This window comes from Sphingomonas sanxanigenens DSM 19645 = NX02 (genome assembly GCF_000512205.2).
Classification (GTDB): domain Bacteria; phylum Pseudomonadota; class Alphaproteobacteria; order Sphingomonadales; family Sphingomonadaceae; genus Sphingomonas_D; species Sphingomonas_D sanxanigenens.
Genome location: NZ_CP011450.1, coordinates 23,182 through 48,722, shown reverse-complemented (window position 1 = coordinate 48,722; position 25,541 = coordinate 23,182). Strand labels below are relative to the sequence as shown.

The following is a 25,541-nucleotide window of genomic DNA, read 5'->3' as shown; positions in this document are numbered from 1 at the left end:
CAATTTGGTGAAGTGGTGCCTGCCGCTTGCACGGATGAATGAAGGCTCGGTCAAATGAACCAGAACGACATCGCTGAAGGAGGGCAGTCTCCGTCGGCGCAGGAGCAAGGTATGGAGAAGCCCGAGTCCAAGCAGGCGGCCGCATCGGAAGCCGACGAACTGCGGGAGCGGCTCCTGCGTGCGCTGGCCGATGCCGAGAATGCCAGGAAGCGAGCCGATCGCGCGCGTACCGAGGGACGCGAAACCGGCATTGCAGACCTGGTCTCGAAGATCGTTCCCGCGCTCGACAGCCTCGATCTCGCCATCGAGGCGGCCGGCCGGACCGAGGAAGGAGCCCAGCCGAGTGTCGATGCCCTGCTAAACGGGCTCCGGGCGACCAGTCGCGCGTTCCTCGATGCGCTGGTCAAGGTTGGCGTCGAGCGAATTTGCCCCGGCACGGGCGAGGCGTTCGACCCCAACATCCATGATGCGATCTCATCGCGATCTGATGACGAGACAGGTGACGGATTGGTCCTGGAGACCCTCCAGCCTGGGTACAGGGTTGCAAGCCGGCTTGTGCGGCCCGCGCGCGTCGTGATTTCAGGGGCGAGCTGAGCGGGGAGGCGGATCCGATGGTACGGTTCGCCTCTGCCGCTGACGCCCCTGGAACACGGCATGGCATTGGCCGGCTGCTGCGACGCTCGGCCCGGTCCACCCGGAGCATTTGGTGGTGGTGCGGCGTGCTCGCCCTCGTCTCCGCCGCGCATGTCGACCCAGCGCCGGCGAAAAGCGAGCCCCAGCTCCCCATTTTCGAAGTCCACGAGGTCGAGCGCGCCGATCGGCCGAGCTATGAAATCGCAATCCTCGCCCCGACTCGCTGGCCTGACCGGTCGGTGCGGACGGGGTTGCTAAGGAAAGCTGCGCAGGTCGCTGCAGGCCGAGGGGCGCGCTGCTTTGCGATCGAACGCGCACAGTTAAACCGCAATGTGTCGTATGTGCCGCTTCGATCCGGGCATATGACCATTTCGACGAGTGGAAGCGCGGCCGAATGGCGCCGCTATTGGCGGCTCTATCAGCATGTGCTCGACAAGCCAGGCGTTCATTTTGGTCTCGGATCTGCACCTCCAATAGGAAGCAAGGTCGTCGAGGGGCGAATGATCATTCGTCTCTGCGGACCCGGTGTCGAGACGTCCGGCGATCTCTTCGAAGTGGACCAGATTTTGTCACGCATTCGCACTTCCGCCCCAGCCGGAAGCCGTTGATGGTCTGATCCTCCCTCTGCGACCTCGTCTTTGCAGATGTTCTCGCGAGTCAAGGTGGCGGAGTAGGCGTATGTCCGTTGTCGTCCTGATGATCGAGCACCTCGGTAAGGTCTTCCTGTCGACGCACCCGAACCATGCAATCGCCTGGTCGACCCTTTTGTCCTACGTGAACGGCGCCTGGGCCGAACATTTCCCCGGTCGGCCGCCTCCAGAAAACGAGGAAGAGCGCGTCACGATGTTTTTCGCGGCGGAGGGGGACGAGTATGTCATCGCGGAGGCGGACGTCGAGACTGACACGACGCTGCACTAGGCAAGTGCCTGCTGGTGCGCGACTGACGTCCGCTGCCCCGTCAGAGCGAAGGAAGGATCACGCGTCCGTTCGGTCCCCGATCGGTTCCACATCGTGGGCGAGCGGGGAGCGGGTGACAGCTGACGGCGATAGCATCGCCAGCAATTCCGCCAGGTCCATCGACGCGAAGCTTACGGAACTGTCCGCCACGCCATATGGCATGATCAGGCGGCCGGCGTGCGCCAATGCCCCGCAGGTATAGACGACGTTGGGAACATAGCCTTCGCGTGCCTCATCCGAGGGCGAGAGGAGCGGCACCGCCGTTCGACCGATGACGCGGCTGGGGTCATCCCGATCGAGCAGCAGCGCCCCGATGGAATATTTGCGCATGGCGCCGACGCCGTGGGTGAGCACCAGCCACCCTTCTTCCAACTCAATGGGTGATCCGCAGTTGCCGATCTGGATGAGCTCCCAGGCATATTCGGGGCGGGCAAGAAGTTCGCCATGATCCCAACGATGGAGATCAGAGGAGCGCAGCAGATAGAGGCTTTCGCCATCCTGCCTGCCGATCATCAAATAGTCTCCGTCGAAACTACGCGGGAAGAGCGCCATGCCCTTGTTGTGTGCGGCGCTGCCCTGGAGCGGGCGAAGCTCGAATGTCTCGAAATCGCGGCTCTCGAGGATTTCCGACGAGATCGCCTTGCCGCTGTAGGCGGTATAGGTACCGTAATAGGAAAAGCCGCCGTCATCCTGCTCGAAACGTACGAGGCGTAGGTCCTCCAAGCCGTTGCGCTGCGCGGGCGTGAATGGAAAGAGCACCATCTCGTCGAGACGGTTGCTGCAGTCATGGCGGCGAAAAACGACTCTGCCATCGTCGTAGCTCTCGGCTTTGGCGGCGACCGCAAGATCCGGTTCCGGTTCGAGTTCGAGCGAGCCGTCTGAGAGGACGATGCCTTGGCGGAACGTCACCGACGAGATGTGCCCCTCGCCAACGGCGCGCAGCGATAGGATGAAGCGCAACGCGCCATGCGGGAGCCCCGTCTGGTCAGGATGAGGTACGATGCTTGGATTCATGACAGCAGCGGCACCGAACGAATACTCATGGCAAAAATAGGCGCCAATAAGCTGGCGCTGCGAACGGTCTAACGAACCGGTGAGACCAATGTCGCTCGCGACCTGATCGTATCGCTCTTCGAATACCTTTCGAATCTCACGGTGTCGGCTTTCGAAATCCGCGAGCACCAGGGCAAGCTCAGCTTGGGTTGTGCGGCCGTCCATCGCGCGCACGGCAGCGATGATTCGGCGCATCCGCCCATTATCGACAGGATTGAGGTGTCGCGGCTCCGAAGCGATTTGCAAGGGCCGGACGACCACTCGAGCTGGGTTCGGAAGGAGGTGCAGGCTGGATTGGATCAGCGGCATGCCTTGCCTCCAGACGCGGCAAACTGGCGCTCATCGCCTGTGTCCGACGCAGACGCCTCGTTGCGCAAGCGCGCGATCGCCAGGGCGGCAAACTGGTAGGCGAGGATGGATTCCGCGCCTTGGTTGAGGTTCACCCGATCCACCTGCAGGCCGTCGTAGCAACCGCCATCGGGGGTGGCGATCCGCACGCCGAGGTCATTTGCGCCAAGATACCAGGCAAACGCGGCTTCGGCATGATCCCGCCAGCGGTGATCGCCGTCCTGCGCAAACGCGCGGGCGCACGCATCGATCGTGGCCCAGGCCTCGAGCGGCTGCTGATCGAAGGCGCGTGGCGGTTGAAAGGCCGCGCCGAAGCTTTGGGTGCCGACCGGCCGGAAATGGCCTTCCGGCGCGGTCTGCTGGCGCCGGAGCCAGTCCAGCGCCTCCAAGGCGTCATCTCGCATATCCGTCCGGTCGAGAATTGCGCTCGCTAGCAGCAATGCTTCCGGCAGGCGGGCATTGTCATAGGCGAGGACCGGCTCGAACCACGTCCAGGCATCCCGCCTTGCTGCACGAAGCAGGTCGAGCAGCTCCCCGGCGAACGCTTCAACTTGGAGCCTTGCCGGTCGATGTCCCGGGTAAACGCCAAGATGAGCCGCGAGGCCTAGAATGGCGAAAGCGCGCGCGCGCGGGCTGGTGAGGAACGCGCTTGCCGGGATCACCTTATCTGCGAGCGCCGTCGCCCAGAGCTTGAGACCGTGATTGCGGGTGAGCTCGGCCGTACGGCCGATCGCCCATACAGCGCGGCCGAAGCTGTCCTGCGAGCCTTCCTGTTCGAGCCAGTTCCGGTCGAAACTCATGAAGTTGCGAAAGCGCTTCGACTGCTCGTCCCAGGCAAGGTCGACGAAGGAGGCGTAAGTCGTCGCTAGGCCAAGCGCACGCTTCGCCTCGATACCTTCTGCTTCGAACTGCGCGGCCAGCATGAGCGCGCGGGCGTTGTCGTCGAGACAATATCCATGGCGCCGGTCGGGGACGGTGGACCGGCTGTGCTGCAGCATGCCGCACCCATCGCTCATGCGCGCCACAGCGCTAAGGCTTGGCTTCGGCGGCTTCGACTTTGAGGCTTGGAGCTGCACGACGCCCGGCTTTCCGAAAACCTCAATACGCGCTCGCTGAAAAAGCGTCGTATAGCGCTCCGCTACCACCGGCCAGATCATGTCACGGCCGGCTTGATAAGCGTTGCGCCGCATCTCGTCGCGAAGGTTCCTGTCGGACAGAACGGCGCCCACGGATCCGGCGAGCGCGTCGGGCAGACCGAAGGGGACCAGCTGACCGCGACGCCCGGCGAGCAACTCCTGCGCGTGCCAATAGGGTGTAGAGATCACCGCCTTGCCCAAGCCGACAGCATAGGCGAGCGTTCCACTCGTGATCTGCGCCTCGGAGAGATAGGGCGTCACGTAGATGTCGCAGGCCGAGAGCCACGCCTGCAAGGTTGGCGCGTCGACATACTCGTTCACGAAGCGCACATGGCTCTCAAGACCCAGGCCGCGGACGCGACTTGCCAGCTCGTCGCGGTAGCGTTCGCCCTCGCGCGCCGCCAGATGAGGGTGTGTCGCGCCGAGGACGATGTATACGAGATCTGGATGGTCCTTCACGAGGCGAAAAAGCGCTTCGATCATCACCTCGATGCCCTTGTTTGGGGAAAGCAGGCCGAAGGTAAGGATGACGCGATGGCCGTCGAGCTCAAAGCGGTGCTTGTGGAAGGCTGGGTCCAGGAAGGGCAGATCGGGAATGCCATGCGGGATCACGGCGATCTTGCTGGCCGCCACCTCCATGTCACGGGTGAGGATGGTTCGGCCCATCTCCGTCATGACGACGAGGCGAGATGACCGCTCGGCGAGAGCGCGCATCACCCGTCGCTGATCCGGGTCGGGCTGCGTCAGGACGGTGTGAAGCGTCGTGACCACCGGCGCCCGAAGCCTCTCGAGCATCGGCAGCAAGTAGCCGCCTGCCTTCCCGCCGAAGATGCCAAATTCATGCTGAACGCAGATGACGTCCGGATTGAGCGCATTGAGATGGTCCGCTGCCGCCAGGTAGGCGTCGGGATCGTCCTGCGCGATCTCGTAGCCTACTTCCTCCGGGTAGCGGTGCCGCCTCCCAGGATCGTTCATCGCGATGGTGGAGAGACTGGCATCTGGCGATATCTGGCGAAGCGCGTCGTGCAGATCGGCGGTGAAAGTCGCGATGCCGCAGCGGCGAGGAGGGTAGTTGCCGATCAGTGCGATGTGGCGAACCGGTGGCGTCAGAGCATAGCCATTCATCTTACTCTCCAAGCATGTTCCAGATCCGGGTTGCCGACTCCTCACCTGCTCACGAGGCGGCGGGAACGGCGATCGACAGAGTGGCGGTTCGCCGCGACCGTCGCGGTGACGGGGGCGAAGCTTGGCCGGCGAGTTGTACCAGGCGGCGCACCTCCTGAGCGCGCTCCCGCGGGATCACCAGCACGACGTCATCGGTGGCAACGATGACGAGATCGGACACGCCCAGCGCCGCGACGCGGGGGCCGCTTGTCCGGATCAGGCATCCATGGCTCTCCAGCGCCAAGACATCGCCGTGCAGTGCATTTCCACCGTCGTCTTGGGGTTCGATCTCGTGAAGCGCATCCCAGCTCCCGATATCGGACCATCCCACGTCGACAGGAACCACCGCCATGCGCGCGGCGCGCTCCATCACGACATAGTCGATGGATTCCGCCTCTACGGATGCGAAGGCGGCTCGATCCGGGATCACTCGATTGCCCTCGCGATGGGCCGCCGCCAAAGCCTCGCGAACAGATCCGAGAAGCGCGGGCGCGTGAACCGAGAGCTCCTCGATCAGCCGGTCGGAGCGGAGGAGGAAGATGCCGGCATTCCAAACATATCCTCCATCGGCAAGCATACGTTCCGCGCGTCCGGCCTCCGGCTTCTCGACGAAGCGTTTCACCCGGCAAATCTCGCCGGAGAGTGGCTCTCCCATGTGGATATAGCCATAGCCTGTCGCTGGGCGATCCGGCGTGATGCCGAACGTCACGAGCCAGCCATCCTGAGCCAAGGGAAGAGCCCGATGTACCGCTTCGCCGAAGGATTCCACGTCCCTGATCACATGATCGCTCGGCATCACCAGCAACAAGGCGTTCTCGTCCGCTCCTTCGAGCGCTGCCATGGCGAGGGCGGGCGCGGTGTTCCGGCCAATCGGCTCGAGGAGCAGCCGGGAGGGAGGGCATCCCACCGCATCGAGTTCGCCGAGAATCCGCCGCTCATGATCCTGGCTGGCGACGATGACGGGCGAGGTGGCTTGCGAGATGCTCCTGGCGCGCAAGGCCGTTTGTTGCAGGAGGCTTTTCTCGCCTGCGAGGGGCAGGAATTGCTTAGGCGTCTGTTCCGTAGAGAGAGGCCACAATCTCGTCCCTGCGCCGCCGGAGAGAATGACCGGGATGAGTTGCATGAATCTGGCCCTTGTCGCGAGTCCCGCCATGGAAGCAGCGCGCTCCAGGGACACTTTTCCGATTTCCTTTCAGCGTTGGGCGCGATCCTGATGGCCGCATCCGCCGCCAAGGCTACGTGACGGTAAGGAGGGGGCGGCTGCCCCGCCCTGCGCTAGATCAGTCGCAGCATCACTGCCTGCTCATGAGGGCGGCTGTCGCGAGCGGCGGCGCTCTGGATCAGAGAAACCGCTCGCCGGCATGGTCACGGAACCGGTCGGCCGAGCGGACATAGTCCGAGAGGACTTGCACAGTCTTGTGGCGGCTGACCTCCTGCATTTTAAAGATCGTCGCGCCCTGGTTCGCCGCTTCGGTCAGGAATCCCGCGCGCAGCGAGTGACCGGAGAATTTGGCCGCGTCGTAGCCGGCGGCGCCGGCATAGCGCTTGACCAAGCGCGCGACTGCCTTGTCGGACATCTGGTCGCTGGTGAGCTGATCGTTTCGTGTCAGGCGGCGAAACAGCGGTACCGCCGCTTCCTCCGCCGGCGTGCGGATGACGCCGGCCTCAAGCACGCGCACGGCGCTGATCCAGTCTAGCAGCAGCGCCTTCGGGCGTAGCCGGGTGCCTTCGGGAATGGCGATCGTCGCGCCTTCGCCGGCCTGGTCTGTTTTGGTGGGGCCGAGGTAGAGTTCGATCCCACGCTCGAGGATGCCGACGCTTTCGAGCGTCAGTGCCGCCAGCTCCGAACGGCGCAGCGCGGCGGCCATTCCGATTGCGAGGACGGCTCGATCGCGACGGGCGCGCAGGCCATCGCCTTTGATCTGCGCCAACATGTCGCGGAGCGCGACAGCGTCTGCGGGCTCCTTGCGGGTTTTCTTGGCCCCCTTCTCGTTGCGGATGCCGGCAAGCGCCTCGCGCAGGCCGCCAGCCTCGGGGTGCGCGCTCGGGGCGGGATAGTTGTTTGTCCGGTGATAGTGGCCGATCGCGGCGGCGCGCCGTTCGATCGTGCTTGGCTTCAGTCCGCATGCGGCCTGGTTGGCCACGAACGCGGCTATCTGTTCCGGATGCGCTGGCATCGCAGCGAGGCCACGTACGGAGCACCAGTCGGTATAGATGATCCAGTCGGAGCCATAGGCGCGATGGGTTGCGGCGGCGCGCGCAGCCTTCTTGTAGGCGGCCGCGCGTTCGAGGTCCTCGTGGAGCACGGCCAGCATCGCAGCGTCGGACGCCAGCGCGGGCAGCGCGGTGGGTTCGGGCTCAAGGTCGTCGGGACTTGGGTCTTGCAAGATCGGTGCCGCGCTTTGGTGGACTGTCAAAGGCAGCTTGCCACCCCTCCCCGGCCAGCTCAAGTATGTCCGATAAGAAAGATTATCGGACATACTTGGTCACGTTGGGGAATGGTCGTGAGATCGCCGGACTCGCGAATAAGAGCAGCGCCGTCCGTCCAGAACGGCGCTGCTCCGCTTTCCGGACCCCAGGTGTCCAGGGGCCGGTCATTCCTCCCGCTGCCCGAACAGGCTGAGCAGCAGCTGGAAGAGGTTCACCAGATTCAGATAGAGCGAAAGCGCACCCATCACAGCGAGCTTTTCGGCCTGCTCCGATCCGGCGTAGGCGAGATATTCGCTCTTAAGGCGCTGCGTGTCCCAAGCCGTCAGACCGGTGAACACGAGCACGCCGACAATCGAGAAGACGAGCTGCAGCGTCGACGAGCCGACGAACAGGTTGACTATGCTCGCGATCACAACGCCGATCAGGCCAACCATCAGGAAGGTGGACCAGCGCGACAAGTCAACATTTGTCGTGTAGCCCCACAGGCTCATGGCAGCGAATACGGCCGCCGCGCTGAAAAAGGCCAGCGCGATGCTGGTACCGGTGAACACCAGGAAGATGCTGGCCATCGATACGCCCATCACGGCAGCGAAGGCGAAGAACGCCGTTCGTGCCTGTGCCGTCGTCATGCGCTCGACCCTGAACGAGAAGAACAGGACGAACGCCAGGGGCGCGAAAATAGCGACCCACTTGAGCGGTGTGCCGAAGATCGGCTGGTAGAGCGCCGGCACGCTGGCGACGAGAGACGCCACCAGCGCGGTGATGCCGAGGCCGAGCGCCATGTTGCGATAGACGCCGAGCATGTGCCGGCGCAGGCCTTCATCATAGACGGCCGTGCTCGTGGCTCGGGCCGACGGGATAGGCCGATAGGTATTCGGTTCGAACATTCTGTTCATGCCTCACTCCATTGCTTCAATGTCAATGAGGCACTCGGCCGGCTTCGCTTCGGAAGCCGCGATCCTGCACCGAGCGCACTCGATGCGGTCCGACATGACGGTAGCGTAGCGCCGCCGCCAGAGGGGCCCGGTCCGCAAGACAAATGTTGTATTCGCCCGCGCGCCTTTCAAGGGGCTGAAAGGCTGTCCAAGTGCTTTGATGATTTCGTTCACTAGCCCTTGAAACCTGTTGGCTCCGAACTAGTTTTTGCAGTGCCGGACGCCGTTCGGGTCCGGTGGACATAGAGGGCGTCGGCTCTCCCGTACCGACGCTTCTCATGCCCAGATTGCTCACAGGAGGATTTGGCAATGAGAACCAACTTCGACTTTTCGCCGTATCGGCGATCGACGGTCGGTTTTGACCGTCTCTTTAACCTGCTCGAGGCAGGTGCCCGCGACGACGATGGCTATCCGCCCTTCGACATCGTGAAGGACGGCGAAGACAGCTATCGCATCACGCTTGCAGTAGCCGGCTTCCGTCCCGAGGACATCGAGATCGTCGCGCAGCAGAATCTACTCAACGTCACCGGCAAGCGTGCCGAGGATGACGGCAAGGGCGAGTTTCTGCACCGCGGCATCGCTGCCCGTTCGTTCGAGCGGCGCTTCCAGTTGGCGGACTTCATCGAGGCCGGAGACGCCCGGTTCGAGAATGGCCTTCTGTCGATCGCGCTGAAGCGCGTTGTCCCGGAGGCCATGAAGCCGCGCAAGATCGAGATCGCTGGCGGGTCTGGCGACAACGATCGGCTCGAAGCGCCCAAGACCGAAGACAGCGCAGCGGCCTGATACCCCGTTAGGAGAGGCTCCGTCGGCGCGCCGCTTTGGCGGCGCGGCCGACGGACCATGTCCAACGCCTGCCAGGAAAGGAGGATAATCATCATGGCAATTCGTGATCTCATTCCCTGGGGCCGGCAGGAAAGCCGCGCTCCAGAACGGACCGAGGACAGGTCCGACCAGCAGCACCCGCTTGTGTCCCTGCACCGCGACGTGAACCGCCTGTTCGACGACGTCTTCCGAGGCTTCGGCGTACCGGCTACGAGCGGCTGGGGGCGCAGCCTCGAGTGGCCGACGATCGAGCTTTCAGAGACCGACAAGGAGATCCGCGTCACCGCCGAACTGCCCGGGATGGATGAGAAGGACGTCAACATCAGCGTCGACGACAATGTCTTGTCGATCCGCGGTGAGAAGCGTTCCGAAACCGAGGACAAGGAGCGTGGCTATTCGGAGCGGAGCTATGGTCGCTTCGAGCGGCATATCGGGCTGCCGCGTGGGGTCGAGCAGGACCGGGCAAGCGCGACGTTCAACAAGGGCGTGCTGACGATCGTCCTGCCCAAGTCCGCGGAGGCGATCGAGAGCCGGCGCAGCATTCCGATCAACGCAGGCTGATGAGACGTCGGGCAGCCGCCGTCGGCGGCTGCCCGTTTCGGAGGCGCAAATGGCAACACGAGCTGATTCTCTTCCACCGTACATTGCGACGCCGCGCGTGCTGGCTCCGCGCCTTGCCGAGTTTGCCAACGATAACGTCGCGACCGAGGTGTCTTCGCCGTTTGATACGGCGTGGCGACGCTACGCAAGCGCCCTGCCGACGGACGCATTCGCCATCATCGAACCCGATCCGCTCGCCGGTCGGTCCGGCGGCCGCGCCCGTGAGGGTCGATGGCGGCTGCGTTTCCGCCCGCGGTCGCGCCCGTTCGTCGATCCGCTCACCGGCTGGACGGGAGGAAGCGACCCCCTCGCCCATCTGGAGCTCGGCTTCCCTTCGCGTGAAGCCGCCGAGGCTTATTGCCGGCGGTACGGCCTCTCCTACGAGAGCCGGGGCGCACCGCGATGGTCGGGACCTCGGCCACGGGACGAGATGGCTTTCATCCCGGTCGGCGCGCTTACCTGCTGCATGCCTGCGGGTCCTCATCCCGTGTGCTGCGGCAACACGACGTCGGAGCCGATCGAGGCTGCCCATGCGGACACCTGAACAAGGCTTGCCGTCGCGCAGGTAACAGGGACCCAACGCTTGGCATTCCCCTGCCCCAACTGCCGCCACCAGCTTCACTTGGAGGAAAGCGCCTGCCCGAGCTGCGCACACGCCGTTGGCTATGACTGGCGCATAGACGCCTTTCGTCATCTCGACCCCAGGGCGCGCGAGTGGCACGATGCAGAGGGATCAGCCGCGGCGGTAAAGCCTTGCGCCAATGTTCATTACGGCGCGTGCAACTGGCTGGCAGATGAGACGGGCGCTGAAGCGCTCGGTCCGACCCGAGCAATGTGCCGCGCCTGCCGGCACAATCGCATGATCCCCGATCTCGCGGTGCGCGGCGTCCTTCAACGCTGGCGGCGGATCGAGGAGGCCAAGCGGCGCATGATTCGCGGTGCGATCAAGCTCGGCCTGCCCCTCGAGACCAAGGCCGAGCGCGGAGACGGGCTCGCCTTCGATTTCTTGTACGATGCCGCCGCCGAGAACGGCTATGTCCCACAGCTTCTCACCGGCCATGCCGGGGGTGTCATCACGCTGAACGTGATCGAGGCGGACGACGCGGCGCGGGAGCGCATACGCCATCAAATGGGCGAGCCCTACCGCACTCTTCTAGGCCATTTCCGACACGAGATCGGCCACTACTATTGGTACCGGCTCGTCGCTGTGACCGACATGCACGATCCCTTTCGCGCACTGTTCGGTGACGAGCGCATCGATTATGCTGCAGCGGTCCAGCGCTACTATGCCGGCCGTCCGGCACTCGGCTGGGCTGATGACCATGTCAGCGCGTATGCAACTGCGCATCCTTGGGAAGATTTCGCCGAGACGTTCGCTCATTACCTGCACATCGTCGACACGCTCGGAGCGATGGCGGACTTCGGTGTGGGGCTGGAAGGCAATCGCGCACCGCACCCGGACATCGATGCGTATCGTGTTGCAACGGCGACGCTCGTTGAGCGCTGGATACCGATCTCCTTCGCTCTCAACGCGGTAAACCGGGCAATAGGGCAACCGGATCTCTATCCCTTTCGTCTCAGTTCCGGCGTCATGCTCAAGCTCGATTTCGTTAGCCGCCTGATCGCGCGGGCCGCGGGCCGTGAGGAAATCCCGGAGGGGTCTGAGCTGGCCGCAATGATCGCAAGCCTCGGGCATGGCGTGTGAAACCTGCGGGACGCCGGATCGCGGAGCGGAGAGACGTCCATTCAGCTCGTAATGCCTTTTGGAGAACCCCTTGCCCACGCTCGTGCTGATCCGCCACGGCCAGTCGGTCTGGAACCTCGAGAACCGCTTCACGGGCTGGTGGGACGTGGATCTGACGCGGCAGGGCGAGATTGAGGCGAAAGCGGCCGGCGGGCTGATGGCGGCGAAGGGGCTGGACTTCGACTTCTGCTTCACGAGCCTCCAGACGCGTGCGATCAAGACGCTCAACCTTGCGCTCGAGGTGATGGGGCGGTTGTGGTTGCCCGTCGAAAAGGACTGGCGTCTGAACGAGCGCCATTATGGCGGGCTCACCGGCCTCGACAAGGCAGCGACCGCAGCCAGGCACGGAGCGGAGCAAGTGAAGATCTGGCGCCGATCGTTTGGCATCCCGCCGCCGCCACAGCAGCCAGGGGACCCTATGATGTCACCGGCGATCGCCGCTACGCCGGCATCGCAATTCCGAGCGCCGAGAGCCTGAAGGACACGATCGGGCGCGTGCTGCCCTATTGGGAGGCAAGGATCGCGCCGGAGCTCAAGGCCGGCAGAAGAGTCGTGATCTCGGCGCACGGCAATTCGCTGCGCGCGCTGGTGAAGCATCTGTCTGGCATCCCGGACGATGAGATCCCCACGATCGAGATCCCGACGGGTGAGCCGATCGTGTATGAGCTCGCGCACGATCTTACGGCAACAGACCGCTATTATCTGTACGAGCGGTAGGGCGACTACTGAAATGCCACTCGGAGCCCGCCTGTCGCGTGGAGCCCAGCGCGGTAGCCGATCCAAGTCAGCGCAGCTTGGGGCGATCCGAACCCTTCGCGGAAAAAGGTGCCGGCCTTGTCCCGCCTCCCTTTCTGACCGGAGTTCGTTCGCTCCATTTATCGACCCAATGCGTGCCATTGCCGGCCATCGCGGGCGATCAGTGCGTCGGCGGCGCGAGGTCCGGAAGTGCCTGGCGTATATTCCTCCAGCACCCCCTCGCCCCGAGCCCAGGCGTCCAGGATCGGCTGCACAACGGCCCATCCCGCCTCGATCTGGTCGGCACGCTGGAAGAGCGTCTGATCGCCCTTCATCATGTCATACAGGAGGGTTTCGTACCCTGTCCGGTGCGCGACGGCGAACTTCTCTGCATAAGCAAAATCGAGCGCTACGGGGACCGCCTCCACTTGCGGACCCGGCCGTTTGACCAGGAAACCAAGGTCGATCCCTTCGTGCGGCTGGATCTGGAATACGAGCTGATTGGCCGGGAGAGGAGCGACCGGGGTCTCCCGAAACGTCGCATATGGCACGGGCTTGAAGGTGACCACGATCTCGGTGTCCCGTGCGGCGAGCGCCTTCCCCGTGCGCAGATAGAAGGGCACGCCGGTCCAGCGCCAGGTGTCGACCATGAGCTTGAGCGCCACATAAGTTTCGGTGGCGGTGTTCGGGTCCACGTGCGGCGTCTCGCGATAGGCGGGGATCATCTGGCCGTTGACCTGGCCGGCTGCGTACATGCCCCGCACCGCGTCGCTTCGCGCCTCATCCGGGGTAATGCGACGGACGGCCCGAAGCAGCTTTGCCTTTTCGTCGCGGATGACCTCGGCGTCGAAGCTGTTTGGCGGCTCCATTGCGATCATCGACAAAAGCTGCATCAGGTGGTTGGGAACCATGTCCCGGAGCGCACCGGTTGTGTCGTAGAACGCCCCGCGGGTGCCGACGCCGATCGCTTCGGCGGCTGAAATCTGGATGTGGTCCACGTAGCGGTGGTTCCATACCGCCTCCAGCCAGGCGTTGCCGAACCGCGCGACCAGGATGTTCTGGACGGTTTCCTTCCCCAGGAAGTGATCGATCCGGTAAACTTGGCTCTCGTTCACTCGCGACAGGATCCGCTGGTTGAGAGCCCGTGCGGATTCGAGGTCGTGACCGAAGGGCTTCTCGATCACCACCCGCCGAAAGCCGCCGTCATGTTCCTCCGTGAGGCCGGCGTCGGCGAGCCTGTCCACGATGACCCCGAAGAACTGCGGCGGCGTGGCCAGATAAAATGCCGCGTCGTCCTCGCCCAGCCGCTGCTTGAGCCTTTCGTAGACAGTCCCAAGCGTGAAGTCGCCGGGGAGGTAGCTGGTCCGCTGGCGCAATCGTTGCCAGCACTGTGTCTGCGGCGCGAACTCATCGAGGCTCACGCGCAGACTTTCATCATCGCCATCCCGAAGGGCTATGCCGATGACGTTGAGCTCTTCGCTCAAGAGTCCGTCGAAGCAGAGGTTGGCCAGCGCCGGGACCAGCAGCCTGCGGGTGAGGTCTCCTGTCGCGCCGAAGATGACGATCGTCGCCGGGCGCCCCGGCACGGTCACTCCATTCACTGCGGGATCTCGACATGCCCGCCGAACCCGAAGCGCATCGCGGAAAGCACCTGGTCGGCGAAGGTGTGCTCGACCCGGCTCCGATACCGGGCAAACAGCGCAGCGGTAAGGACCACAGCGGGAACCGCCTCTTCCATGGCCGCCTCGACGGTCCAGCGCCCCTCGCCCGAATCCGCAACCCGCCCGGAGAACTGCGAGAGCATCTGATCCTTGGCGAGCGCCGCCGCAGTGAGGTCCAGAAGCCAAGAGGATATGACAGAGCCGCGCCGCCACACCTCGGCGATGTCGGTGAGATTGAGAACGTAGCGCTCATCCTCGGGAAGCTTGCTGGACTGCTTCGACTTCAGAATGTCGAAGCCTTCGGCATATGCCTGCATCAGGCCGTATTCGATGCCGTTGTGCACCATCTTGACGAAGTGACCCGCGCCGGCGGGCCCGGCGTGGATATAGCCCTTCTCCGCGCGCGCATCCTCTCCCTCATGCTCCATCCGGTTCGGCGTCCGCGGAATGGTGCCGATGCCCGGCGCGAGCGCGTCGAAGATCGGATCGAGATGGTCGACGGCCTCCTTCGGTCCGCCGATCATCATGCAATAGCCGCGCTCGAGGCCCCACACGCCTCCCGAGGTACCGACATCAATATAGTGGATGCCCTTGTCGGCCAGCAGCTTCGCCCGGCGAATATCGTCCTTGTAGAAGCTGTTGCCGCCATCGATGACGACGTCGCCAGGTTCGGCGATCGTGCGGAGGATCTGGATCGTCTTCTCGGTCGGCTCGCCCGCGGGCAGCATGACCCAGAAGACTGCCTCCGTGCCCAGCTTCTTCTTGATTTCCTCAAGCGAGTCAGCCGGCTCGAATCCTTCAAGCTCGAGTTCCGCCACCGCCTCAGGATTGCGGTCGAAGACCACTGGCTGATGTCCGGAGCGTTGAAGCCGACGGGCGATGTTGCCTCCCATCCGGCCGAGGCCGATCATTCCGATCCGCATATTTCCAGGCTCCCGCTCAATTCCGGAGTGCTTCGTCGAGCAATTCTTCAAGGTCGCTCAGACTGGCGCTTTGGAGGTGGACCCGCAGGACGCGCTGGCCCCGGCTGGCGAGCACGTCGAGATCGCCTCGCGCTTGGGCGAGCTGGACCGTGCCGAAGCTGGCTTTACGTCCTGGGATCGGGACGTCGGGATCGGGCGTGCGGGTGATCTCGAGAAACACTCCCGAGCGCGGCCCTCCCTTGTACGCCTGACCAGTCGAGTGGAGGAAACGCGGCCCGAAGCCCGCGACGGTGGCGACGTGTCGCGCCTTCACGACCCGTTCGCGCATGCGTGCGACGAGAGCCTCGTTCGCCGGGTTGCGTTCGACGTAAAGAAGGAACCCTACATAATCGCCGGGGCCGGGACGCGCTAAATGGGTGCGCAGGATCTGGACCGCGTTGTCGCCGGAATGGCCTCGGTCGGCGGGCCCGAAGAAGGCCACCCTGCCATCCTCGAAAAATGGTGTCTCGGGCGCCAGGCTGCCGGTGGCTTCGTAGGCGTCGATCAGCACCCGCGTCCTGATCTTGGCATCCTCGACGTCGGGCTGGTCGAAAGGGTCGATCCCGATCACCGCGCCGGCTACCGCGGTAGCGATCTCCCAGCGAAAGAACTCCTGCCCGATCATCTCCTTTGACGAGAGCGCTATCCGCACGACCGGCTGGCCGGCGGTAACGAGCGCATCGGCATGGGCGTCGAGCCTGGCGTGATCGTCGCCCGTGAGCGACAGCAGTACGAAGAGGCGGTCCGATCCATAGTGCGCCGGCGGTACCGGCGGTTCCAGGTCGACGGGAACGATGCCCCTGCCCTGCTTGCCGGTGGACTCGGCCAACAGCTGTTCGAGCCACGCTCCGAATGCCCGAAGCGCGGGCGAGGTCAGCACCGTCACCTTGTCGCGCCCGCGGTTCGCCGCTTCCCCCAGGATCGCACCGAGCCGCACGCCAGGATTGAAGGCGGGCGGCGCGTCGGGCGCGCAGCTCTGCACCATCGGCGCAACCCTGGTGAAGAACTCGGCCACGTCCATACCCATCACGGCCGCGGGCACCATCCCGAAGACGCTGAGAACCGAATAGCGGCCGCCAATCGTTGGATCGCCCAGGAAGACGCCCGCGTAGCCATGATCGTGCGCGATCTTTGCCAGGCGCGATCCCGGGTCGGTGATGGCGATGAAGCGACTGCCGTCCTGGCCCGCCAGATTCCAGAAATAGGCGCGCAGCAGTTCCGGCTCCATCGTCGAGCCCGACTTGGAGGCAACGATGAACAGCGTGTGCTCGGGGTCGATCGCCGCCGCCACTGCGGCGATTTGCTTCGGATCGGTGGTATCGAGCACATGGATCATCGGGCTGCCGCTCCGCGGCCCCACGATCTCGGCCAAGACCTCCGGGCCGAGGCTCGACCCGCCCATGCCGAGGAGCACCGCGGACCGATACTGGGCTGCCTGAGCGCCGAGAGCTTTCAATGCCTCGGGGTCGATCTGCTCGCCCTTACCTGCGGCAAGCCACCCGAGCCACTTGGCTTCCTCGCCGCCGGTCCATAGCGTGGCATCGCCTGCCCATAGCCGTCTGGACCAGCTTTCCTGACGCATTCGCTCGAGCCGCGCCTCTACCGCCTCGTCGAGCTCCCGCGGCAGTGCCTCGTGCATGCTGTTCAGCCCGTCTCCGACAATGGCGGAGCGCTTGGCAGCAACGGCACCAAGGAGCGCATCGGCTGCGTCGGCGAACTGCTTCACGCCGTCTCGCACGAGCTCGTCCGCGACCGCTGGCAAGTCGAGCCCGAGACGGTCTACCTCGCGGAGAATCCGACGCGCGCTTTCCACTTCGGCGGTCAGGGACGGCGCGAGCGTGCCATGATCACGGAAGGCGTCCATCGTCTTGGGCGGCAACGTGTTGACGGTTTCAGGCCCGATCAGGTTGTCTACGTAAAGGGTGTCGGGGTAGCTCGGATCCTTGGTGCCGGTGGAGGCCCAGAGGAGCCTCTGCGGCATCGCCCTGCGCTCCACGAGCGCCTGCCAGCGTTCCGAAGCTACCAAGCCGAGATACCATTGATAGGCGAGCTTGGCGTTGGCGATGGCGACCTGTCCGCGCAGTCCCGTAAGCGCCTCGGCCTCCGCGTCAGCGCTTTTCAGGCGTTCGGCAATTTTCCTGTCGATCGCGGCATCGATCCGACTGACGAAGAAGCTCGCCACGCTTGCGATACGGTCGATCGGCTGGCCTTGGGCGAGCCGTGCTTCCAACCCCTCCACGAAGGCCATCGCAACCGCGGCATAGCTCTGCTGGCCGAACAGCAGCGTCACGTTGATGTTAATGCCATCTTCGATCAGCTGGCGGATGGCAGGGACACCCGCCTGGGTACCGGGCACTTTGATCATCAGGTTGGGACGGTCGATCTGTCGCCACAGCCGCTGTGCTTCCGCGACCGTCTCCTCGGTGCTCTCAGCGAGATAGGGGGAGACCTCGAGACTGACGTAGCCGTCCGTCCGGTTCAGCCGCTCATAGACCGGCTGCAGCGTGTCGGCCGCGTCTTGGATGTCCTGAACCGCGAGCGCCTCATAGGCTTGGGTGATGCTCGTGCCGGGTCGGCTCTGGAGAAGAGCCAGGAGCTGCGCGTCGTAGGCATCGCCATGCGCGATCGCCTTCTCGAAGATGGACGGATTGGAGGTCACGCCGGTGACGCCGTCTTCCTCGACGAGCCTTTGCAGCCCACCTTCCTTGAGGAAGCGGCGGTCGACAAAGTCCAGCCAGGGGGCCTGGCCAAAATCGTGCAGCTTCCTGACCCGGCTCGCCATCGTCACGCCTCCTGCAAGATCATTGAGCGCGCTGCCTCGACCACATGGTCGACGGTGAAGCCGAACTTCTCCTGGAGTTTGGCAAGCGGGGCAGACGCCCCGAACGTCGACATCGTGATCGTTCGGCCGCGAGCGCCGACATAGCGGTCCCACCCGATTGCGCCGCCCTGCTCCACCGCCAGGCGCGCCTCTATGCCGGGGGTTAGGACCAACTGCTTGTAGGCGTCGTCCTGCTCCTCGAAGCGGGACCAGCTCGGCATCGACACGACGCGTGCCCGTACGCCCTCCGCTGCCAGCTTCTCATAGGCGCCGACCACAAGGCTCAGCTCGCTCCCGGTGCCGATCAGGATGAGCTCCGGATCATCGGCGCTGGCAAGGATGTACGCGCCCCTCGCGACCCCGGCGGCGGCCGCATAGCGGCTCCGGTCGAGCGTCGGCAGCGCTTGGCGCGAGAGGATCAGCGCGCTCGGCCGACGGGTCTGGCGGACGGCAAGTTTCCACGCCTCGGCCGCCTCGTTCGCATCTCCCGGGCGGATGGTGTCGAGCCCGGGCATCGCGCGCAGTGTTGCCAGATGCTCGATCGGCTGGTGGGTCGGGCCGTCCTCGCCGACCCCGATCGAATCGTGCGTAAAGACAAAGGTGACCGGCAGCTCCATGATCGCCGCAAGCCGGACCGGCGCGCGCATATAGTCGGCGAAGACGAGGAAGGTGGCGGTGAAGGGCTTGAGGTAGGACAGCGCCATTCCGTTGGCGATCGCGCCCATCGCATGCTCGCGCACGCCGAAGTGAATCGTGCGCCCGCCAGGGTTGTCCGCCTGGAACGAGCCGAAATTCTTTAGGTCGGTCTTGGTGGATGGCGACAGGTCGGCCGATCCGCCCACCAGCCAAGGGACGTTGCCGGCAAGCGCATTCAGCACTTTGCCGGCGGAATCGCGCGAGGCGACGCCCTTGGGATCCGGGTCGAAACTCGGCAGGCCCGACTCCCAGCCCGGCGGCAGCGCGCCCTTGCGCATCGCGTCCAGCTCGGCCGCCATGCCGGGATAGGTCTCACGATAGCCGGCGAAGGTCGCCTCCCACTCCTCGCGCAGCCGGCGCCCGCGCGAGGCGATCGCCTCGTTGAAGTGCTTGGCGACGCCGTCGGGCACGTAGAAGGTCTTGTCCTCCGGCCAGCCATACGCCTTCTTAGTGGCGACGATCGCGTCGGCACCAAGCGGTTCGCCGTGAGCCTTCTCGCTGTCCGCCTTGGGGCTGCCCCAGCCGATGATAGAGTGGACGACGACGAAGGTGGGTCGGTCGTCGGTCGCCTTGAAGCTTTCGATTGCCCGCGCGAACGCCTCAGTATCGTTGGCGTCGTCGACGTGGAGCACGTTCCAACCATAGGACTCGAAGCGCTTGCCCACATCCTCGGTGAAGGCGAGGTCGGTATGGCCCTCGATGCTGATACGGTTTGAATCGTAAATCCAGCAGAGGTTGGAAAGCTTGAGATGTCCGGCGAGACTTGCCGCCTCGCCCGACACGCCCTCCATCATGTCGCCGTCGCCGCACAGCACGTAGACGTCATGGTCAAAGAGGGTGAAGCCATCGCGATTGAAGTGCTGGGCGAGCCAGCGTTCGGCGACCGCCATACCGACGGAATTGCCGCAGCCCTGACCGAGCGGGCCCGTCGTGGTCTCGACGCCGGTCGTCACCCGATACTCGGGGTGGCCCGGCGTCCTGGAGCCCATCTGGCGAAAGTTCTTGATGTCGTCGAGGCTAACCGCAGGCAGGCCAGTGGCCCTGCCTTCCGCATCGACCTCCTTGATGCCGGCGAGGTGGATAAGCGCGTAGAGAAGCATGGAGGCGTGCCCGACCGAGAGCACAAAACGGTCTCGATTGGGCCAGTCCGGCACGTCGGGATCGATCCGGAGGAACTGCGACCACAGCGTGTAGCCCACCGGCGCAAGCGCCATCGGGGTGCCGGGATGGCCGGACTGCGCCTTCTCGACGGCATCCATGGCGAGCGTACGGATCGTGTTGATGGCTAGACGATCGAGGGCCTCGAACGCGCCGCGTGCGGTGGCGGGCTGGCGCAACATGTTACCTCCCGTGGGGCGTTCGCCAGATTGAACGCCCCTTGTGCTTGTGTTGACCAGCCCCCGCGCGGGAGACGATCGAACGCCGAGTGCTGCCTAGCGCGGGCGCTGGCTCGACCGCCTGGCCTCGTCGAACTTGGGACCAAAGGGATCGAGCAACCCCTTCGCGGATTGCGAGCCGGCGGTCTTACGCTCGAGATCGTCGACCGAGGCGATCAGGTCGGTCATCTCGCTGTCAGTGGCATAGCCCAGCGCTTTGCCGAGCTGGAGCTGCGTGCGGGCCGTTCCCAACAGCTGGCGCATGCGGGCGCTTTCCGCGTCGGTCCGCTTCCTTTTCTCGAGCAGGCTGCGCGCGTCCTCGAGCGCGAGCTGCGCGCGAACGAGAGGGAGCGGGATCACGATCTGGTCGATCACGATCGTGCCCAGTGCGGTCTGAAGGACCGCCTTGGCCTCCTGCGGCTTGCCCTGGTGCAGCAACGCGGCCGCCTGCTTGAGTGCGGCGGGGTAGGTGCCGAGCGGGAGCTTGCTGATGTTCACGACCGTTTCGGAACCCAGGTCGGAGAGGAGCTTGCGCGCCAGCTGCAGGCGACCCTGCGCGATCGCGGCGCCCACCTCTCCGCGGATTTTCTCGACGTCGGCCGGGGTTCCGATCACGTCGTGCGTCACGACGCTCACGTCGACCGGAGCGAGCGCAAGCGTCGGCGTGCGGGCGAGGACGATCTCGAGCTTGCCGGTCGCGCGCTCCAGCGCCGCGATCGCGTCGTCGTTCTTGTTCTGGTCGATTGCGGTCAAAGCGTTCTGCGTCTCGCGCACCGCGGCGACCGCCTCGTCGACGAGCTTGTCCCGCTGCGCCTCGGGTGGGTTGGTGGGACTCGACTGCGCTTGGGCTCCGCCCGGCGGAGCCGCTTGAGTCGAAGTCTGCGGCTGCGCTTGCTGACTGGGTGCAGAAGCCTGGGCCGCTGCGGCGCTCGACCACGCCGAAATGGCGAGGGCGCCGAGGGCTGTCGAGATGATTAGGTGTTTCCGCATCGTCCATCCTCCGTTTGTGAGTTAAAGTTCGCATTTCACAACGCGTGCTGCCGAGTACGGCGAAGTGCTTTCGGACGGGACAGCAGTGCTTCGCTGCCCCTTCGAACTGGCAAGTTGTTGCGGCCTATCGTCGTCACTCGGCACCTGCTCTTGTTTGCAAAGCATCGCGCGAGCATTGCTATGGAGACGCCGTCTGCTAGCTGCGCTGACATATCTCAGCCTGATTTCGGCAATCTCGCCGTCGTCAGGAAGCCGGCGCGCGCCTTGTTTTCGGCGCTGCGGAGCTCCAGGGTTCAGCCGGCGACCTGGCCGATTTGCCGCACGGCGTAGGGCGCGATCGCACCCGTCAGAGGGATGGAGTCCATGTGTGGACGACCTCCGCGGCGCAAGAGCTTTTCGGCATTGATGACCTCGGTCGGGTGCATCCATGTGTTCGGCCTGTTCGCGCAGCACCGCATGGCTGCTGGCCCTGATGAAGTCCGCAGGCTGGCTCCCTAATCACGTCATCGCGCTCGAAGCTCTGTGACCCCCTGGGTTTCACCAACCCCCGTCTGACCGGTTCGTCATCACTACTGAGCTGCTCCAACGCATCCCATCACATCACGCGATTATCGTGTGACGGAGATCTCCTTATGCGGCGGGAGCGTACACCTCCTTCCGCGTCATCACGGCCCAAGCAATCCGTGCTGTTTTGTTGGCGAGCGCCACTGTCGCGATCTTGGTTGGCTTGCGCTCAAGCAGGCCCGCCATCCAGGGTTGGCGAGCCGGACTCTTACGCGTCATTCGCATAACAGCAGTCGAACCGACGACCAGAAGCCGGCGAAGATAGCCATCGCCCTGCTTGGTTATTCCCCCGAGCCGCTCTTTGCCGCCCGAGCTGTTCGCACGAGGTGTGAGCCCAAGCCAGGCGGCGAACTGACGGCCTGATCGGAACAGAGATGCGTCCGGCACCGCAGCCGCGATAGCCGACGCTGTAATCGGGCCGATCCCCGGGATCGTAGCCAGCCTGCGGCTCGTCTCGTCGTTACGGTGCCAATCGAGGATTTGCGCCTCAAGCCGCTCGATCTCGCTCGCTAGTGCCCTCAACTGAGCGGCAATGCCATGAAGGGCCGAACGTGCGTGTGCGGGAAACCTGTCCTGCTCTTCGTGCAGCGCCTTCAGGGAAGCCACTACGCCGGCGGCGCCCAGACCCGTCACGATCCCGTACTCAGCTAAGTGGCCGCGAAGCGCGTTGATCAGCATGGTGCGCTGCCGGACCATCAGGTCGCGACTTTTGTGGAGCATCAGCACCGCTTGCTGCTCGACCGACTTCACTGCGACAAAACGCATCGTCGGCCGGGTGACCGCTTCGCAAATCGCTTCAGCATCCGCTGCATCGGTTTTCCCGCGCTTCACATACGGCTTAACATAGGCTGGCGGCATGAGGCGCACCTCATGGCCGATCGCCATCAACTCACGCGCCCAGTGATGCGCCGAGGCACACGCTTCCATGCCGACCAGGCAACGCGGCAACTCAGCGAAGAAGCGGATGACTTCGGTCCTGCGCAGCTTGCGCCGGATCAGCACTGCGCCATCGGCGCCGATAGCGTGAACCTGAAACACATTCTTCGCCAGATCCAATCCGACGGTGACAACCTCCTGCTCCATGGAACGACTCCTAGACGTGGACCTACAACGACCACATCATCGCACAGCTACGCTGGTGCGGAGGTCGTCCACGACATCACGTCAATAACCGCCGTGGGAACCTCCCACGATCTCATATCAGTCCTGGGAATTTTCGGCGGAAAGGGCGGACGGTTATGAGCGCGCATTGCTGTTCTCCTTATTCGTCGCAACCTCCGCCTCGAAACTGAGATCGTCTAATTGCTCCATTCGTCTCGAGTTTTGGCGAATGGCGCTCGCCGCATTCGTCGAAGTCAATGCCGTGTTCTGGAGGACATCAGATCGCATCGCCGTCGTTAGATCGGCGACGGATTGCATCACCTTCTCGCCGTCAGCCCCGGAAAGCGCGCCATCCGCAAAGCCGGACAACAGTGCGTCGAGAACAGCCTCAAAGCGGACCACAACCTCTTCGCTGGCTACTACCGCAAGCTGATGATTTAGAACCCTCAAATCATCGATCAGCACGGCATCATGTCTGATATTTTCGACAATTTTCGCCACCTTTTCTATGCAAGCCATGTATATGGCACATTGCTGCTGAAGGATGATCACTCTTCCTTCTTTCCGAAGTTCGAGTTCTGTCTGACGATTGAGGAGAGCGGCCGTCAGTGCGATCGTGACGGCGCCACCCAGAAAGACCAGCGTCATCTCCTGGGCGAAGGGCAGGGGCTCTTCCGCCATATACATGGTGCGGAACATAAAGTAGATACCGATCCCGCACACGACGGCGACAACTAGATAGGCAAGATCGCGCGACCTGTAAGTCATTGACGAATTGTCCCGTCGCAACCGTCCTTCCGCCGAACGTTGGGCTTCCCGGAGCATTGTCCTTGGTCTGCCTGTCGAAGAAAGACCGGTGTCGGTCCGCTGCCGAAGGGATTGAAGCCGGTCCTTAAGCAGCGTTCGAAGATCGTCTCGTCCCAATGGGTGAGATCGTCTTCATCGCCGACAGGCCGCCCGGCTTTCCCCACGCGCGTCATGTGCCAGCCGCCAGGTTGACGCCGGGAGTTTTGTCGTGCCCTGCCTGATTTGCGCGCTGCAGCCGCAGGCCCAGCAGGATCATCATTGCTCCGAAAAGGGCGGCGTAGAAGCCGAGCAGCCAGCCGAGGGCAAGGAAGCTTTCGAGCGGGCGCGTCAGCAGCATCCAGGTCACGATGATACCCAGCACGACCGAGATGAGGCCGCTCAGGATGAGCCAGACCTCTCCCTTGATTTCCTTGCGCAGGCGGATCGCCGCCGCGATTTCTAGGACGCCCGAAAACACCGACCAGAACGCGATGCTGGCCCAGAGGAATGTAGCGAGGACCAGCGTTGCGACGAAGGGCGAGACGACCACGACCACGCCCGTGGCGATCCCCAGGAGGCCGCTGAACATCAGCCAGCCCCAGCGTTCGCCCTTGCGGATGTTGCGTATCCCGGCGACCAGACCGAACACTCCGTCGGCAAAAGAGAAGGCGCCGAACACCAGCGTCAGGGCCAGAAGCGACTCGGCCGGCATCAGGAAAGCGAGCCCAGCAATCATCAGCGCCAGCACCCCACGCAGACCGAACAGCCACCAGTTGCGCGAAAGGGTGAACAGCATGTCCTGTATCGAGTTCGAAGCAGTTTCCGAGGTTGTCGTCATCGTCTCATCTCCCCTACAGGTTTCGTCAGGCCGTTGTGCCGGTGGAGCCTTCGCTCAGGGCGGCAGCCACGCGGCGGCGCTCGTCGATCGGCAGGGGCAGGGGCAGGGGCAGGCGCATTGCGCGGGCGATCTCGGAGTCAACGCAATCATCCTCTGCGATCGGGACCGCCAGCCCCGCTTCGCGCAGTCTCGCGCGCAGGAAACCGCGGGCGGCCGCGGCGATGGTCGCCACCTCGTCCTCTCGTATGCCGATAAGCGCCGCCGTGTCTGCCGCCGCCTCGTCCTCGATGCAGGTCCGATAGAGGACCTGTCGCCAGAGCGCGGGCAGTGCGGAAAGTGCGCGGTGCAGGCACAGCGCCGTTTCGTGGCGGTCGAGGGCCGATTCGGGATCGGTCGCCGTGCCGTCGCCGACCAGATCCTCCAGCCGCAGCACTTCGTCAGGCTGGTGAAATTCGAACAGCTCCTGATCAGTCTCAGTCGGATCCTGTGCCGGCTGTTCGGGCGCGGCATCGAGCGAGGCGGCGTTTTCCGGCACAACCCGGCGGGCGGCGCGGGCCTCTTCGCCGATGGTCTCGAAGGCGAGTTGGGTGAGCCAGTCGCCCACCGAGAACCGCATCGGCCGCCGCTCGAACCGCTCGAGCCCCTTGAGGATCGTCGCATCGACGAGATCGCGAACACTCAGGTATCCTTGGGGCACCGATCCACTGCATTCGAAATAGGTCAATTCGCGCCGGACCGCGTCATAGACCGTATCGAGGTGGTCCTCGATCAGGCCGAAGAAAAGCTGGCGCCGCCCCGCCTCCGCCGCATCCCGCGCGGGCGGGAGTGGGGCGCCAATCCGGCGCCGGCGGGCGGGACGCTTGAACTCCGACTCGTGCTTGAGGCGCGCCACATGCCGGTCGACGCGGTGGCGCAGGTCGGCAAAGGCCTTGCGCAAGGTAGGCTCGATCTCGAACCCCTCTTCCTGCGCCGCGATCACGCTTGAGGGCAGTTGCAGCCGCAGTCTGACCTGGATTCGCGTCTTGCCCTTCGTCTGCGAGGCGACGACCTCAAGCCGGACCAACTCAGAACGAAACCGCTTAAGATGGTTTTCAAGTTGCCGGCCCTCTTCTGCAATCACCTCCGGCGCGCGCTGCTGGCCATGCTTGTCCAGATTGCGCAATGCGGTTCGTATCTTCATTTTCGTCAT

The 25,541-nt window shown here is 64.2% G+C and carries 21 protein-coding genes and 1 pseudogene; 8 read left to right on the top strand and 14 right to left on the bottom strand.

The window, feature by feature from the left end; genetic code table 11:
• Positions 1-54 precede the first annotated feature (54 nt).
• The 3 genes from NX02_RS28895 (at position 55) to NX02_RS28890 (ending at position 1,551) form a co-directional block, all read left to right on the top strand.
• Positions 55-594, top strand: coding sequence for a nucleotide exchange factor GrpE (locus tag NX02_RS28895; RefSeq protein WP_047100267.1), 540 nt, complete (start codon positions 55-57; stop codon positions 592-594).
• 17 nt (positions 595-611) lie between these two features.
• Entirely contained in the window at positions 612-1,241 is a 630-nt protein-coding gene (locus NX02_RS32905; protein ID WP_162232734.1) for a hypothetical protein, read from the top strand.
• A 70-nt stretch (positions 1,242-1,311) separates the two neighbouring features.
• Entirely contained in the window at positions 1,312-1,551 is a 240-nt protein-coding gene (locus NX02_RS28890; RefSeq protein WP_047100266.1) for a hypothetical protein, read from the top strand.
• Positions 1,552-1,608: 57 nt separating this feature from the next.
• Here the strand turns inward: NX02_RS28890 and NX02_RS28885 are convergent, their stop codons facing one another.
• The 5 genes from NX02_RS28885 to NX02_RS28865 form a co-directional block, all read right to left on the bottom strand.
• Positions 1,609-2,952: a glycoside hydrolase family 130 protein gene (locus tag NX02_RS28885; protein ID WP_047100265.1), complete on the bottom strand. Its 1,344-nt coding sequence runs from the start codon at positions 2,950-2,952 to the stop codon at positions 1,609-1,611.
• Positions 2,943-5,252 carry a glycosyltransferase family 4 protein gene (locus NX02_RS28880; protein ID WP_047100264.1) on the bottom strand — a complete coding sequence of 770 codons (2,310 nt, stop codon included), beginning with the start codon at positions 5,250-5,252 and terminating at the stop codon, positions 2,943-2,945. Before NX02_RS28880 ends, NX02_RS28885 begins: the two co-directional genes overlap by 10 nt.
• Before the next feature lie 49 nt (positions 5,253-5,301).
• A complete protein-coding gene (locus NX02_RS28875; RefSeq protein WP_047100446.1) occupies positions 5,302-6,414 on the bottom strand; it encodes a mannose-1-phosphate guanylyltransferase/mannose-6-phosphate isomerase in 1,113 nt (370 codons plus the stop codon).
• A gap of 217 nt (positions 6,415-6,631) precedes the next feature.
• Entirely contained in the window at positions 6,632-7,771 is a 1,140-nt protein-coding gene (locus tag NX02_RS28870) for a tyrosine-type recombinase/integrase (RefSeq protein WP_245648929.1), read from the bottom strand.
• Between the two features lie 114 nt (positions 7,772-7,885).
• A complete protein-coding gene (locus NX02_RS28865; RefSeq protein ID WP_047100263.1) occupies positions 7,886-8,608 on the bottom strand; it encodes a Bax inhibitor-1/YccA family protein in 723 nt (240 codons plus the stop codon).
• 357 nt (positions 8,609-8,965) lie between these two features.
• Here NX02_RS28865 and NX02_RS28860 point away from each other — a divergent pair, with 357 nt between their 5' ends.
• From NX02_RS28860 to gpmA, 5 genes and pseudogenes are all read left to right on the top strand, one after another.
• On the top strand, positions 8,966-9,439 hold the full coding sequence (locus tag NX02_RS28860) for an Hsp20 family protein (RefSeq protein ID WP_047100262.1): 474 nt from the start codon (positions 8,966-8,968) through the stop codon (positions 9,437-9,439).
• A gap of 93 nt (positions 9,440-9,532) precedes the next feature.
• Positions 9,533-10,039 carry an Hsp20/alpha crystallin family protein gene (locus tag NX02_RS28855; protein ID WP_047100261.1) on the top strand — a complete coding sequence of 169 codons (507 nt, stop codon included), beginning with the start codon at positions 9,533-9,535 and terminating at the stop codon, positions 10,037-10,039.
• Positions 10,040-10,088: 49 nt separating this feature from the next.
• Positions 10,089-10,622, top strand: a complete 534-nt coding sequence (locus NX02_RS28850; protein ID WP_084718401.1) for an NADH dehydrogenase ubiquinone Fe-S protein 4 — start codon at positions 10,089-10,091, stop codon at positions 10,620-10,622.
• A 39-nt stretch (positions 10,623-10,661) separates the two neighbouring features.
• Positions 10,662-11,783 carry a zinc-binding metallopeptidase family protein gene (locus NX02_RS28845; RefSeq protein ID WP_047100260.1) on the top strand — a complete coding sequence of 374 codons (1,122 nt, stop codon included), beginning with the start codon at positions 10,662-10,664 and terminating at the stop codon, positions 11,781-11,783.
• A gap of 70 nt (positions 11,784-11,853) precedes the next feature.
• Positions 11,854-12,539, top strand: a pseudogene (gene gpmA / locus NX02_RS28840) (2,3-diphosphoglycerate-dependent phosphoglycerate mutase).
• A gap of 158 nt (positions 12,540-12,697) precedes the next feature.
• Here the strand turns inward: gpmA and zwf are convergent.
• The 9 genes from zwf to NX02_RS28795 form a co-directional block, all read right to left on the bottom strand.
• A complete protein-coding gene (zwf, locus tag NX02_RS28835) occupies positions 12,698-14,143 on the bottom strand; it encodes a glucose-6-phosphate dehydrogenase (protein WP_206431522.1) in 1,446 nt (481 codons plus the stop codon).
• 11 nt (positions 14,144-14,154) lie between these two features.
• Positions 14,155-15,141 (bottom strand): phosphogluconate dehydrogenase (NAD(+)-dependent, decarboxylating), encoded by a 987-nt coding sequence (gene gnd / locus NX02_RS28830; protein ID WP_037486173.1) that lies wholly within the window; start codon positions 15,139-15,141, stop codon positions 14,155-14,157.
• A gap of 16 nt (positions 15,142-15,157) precedes the next feature.
• On the bottom strand, positions 15,158-17,962 hold the full coding sequence (locus NX02_RS28825; protein WP_047100258.1) for a bifunctional transaldolase/phosoglucose isomerase: 2,805 nt from the start codon (positions 17,960-17,962) through the stop codon (positions 15,158-15,160).
• A 2-nt stretch (positions 17,963-17,964) separates the two neighbouring features.
• Positions 17,965-20,037: a transketolase gene (gene tkt / locus NX02_RS28820; protein WP_047100257.1), complete on the bottom strand. Its 2,073-nt coding sequence runs from the start codon at positions 20,035-20,037 to the stop codon at positions 17,965-17,967.
• A 93-nt stretch (positions 20,038-20,130) separates the two neighbouring features.
• Complete coding sequence (locus NX02_RS28815) at positions 20,131-21,063, bottom strand: YfdX family protein (protein ID WP_084718397.1); 933 nt, start codon at positions 21,061-21,063, stop codon at positions 20,131-20,133.
• Between the two features lie 630 nt (positions 21,064-21,693).
• Positions 21,694-22,710: an IS110 family RNA-guided transposase gene (locus NX02_RS28810; RefSeq protein ID WP_047100256.1), complete on the bottom strand. Its 1,017-nt coding sequence runs from the start codon at positions 22,708-22,710 to the stop codon at positions 21,694-21,696.
• 153 nt (positions 22,711-22,863) lie between these two features.
• On the bottom strand, positions 22,864-23,496 hold the full coding sequence (locus tag NX02_RS28805; protein WP_047100255.1) for a hypothetical protein: 633 nt from the start codon (positions 23,494-23,496) through the stop codon (positions 22,864-22,866).
• A 208-nt stretch (positions 23,497-23,704) separates the two neighbouring features.
• Entirely contained in the window at positions 23,705-24,352 is a 648-nt protein-coding gene (locus NX02_RS28800; RefSeq protein WP_047100254.1) for an HdeD family acid-resistance protein, read from the bottom strand.
• A 25-nt stretch (positions 24,353-24,377) separates the two neighbouring features.
• Entirely contained in the window at positions 24,378-25,532 is a 1,155-nt protein-coding gene (locus NX02_RS28795; protein ID WP_047100253.1) for a hypothetical protein, read from the bottom strand.
• Between the last annotated feature and the right edge of the window lie 9 nt (positions 25,533-25,541).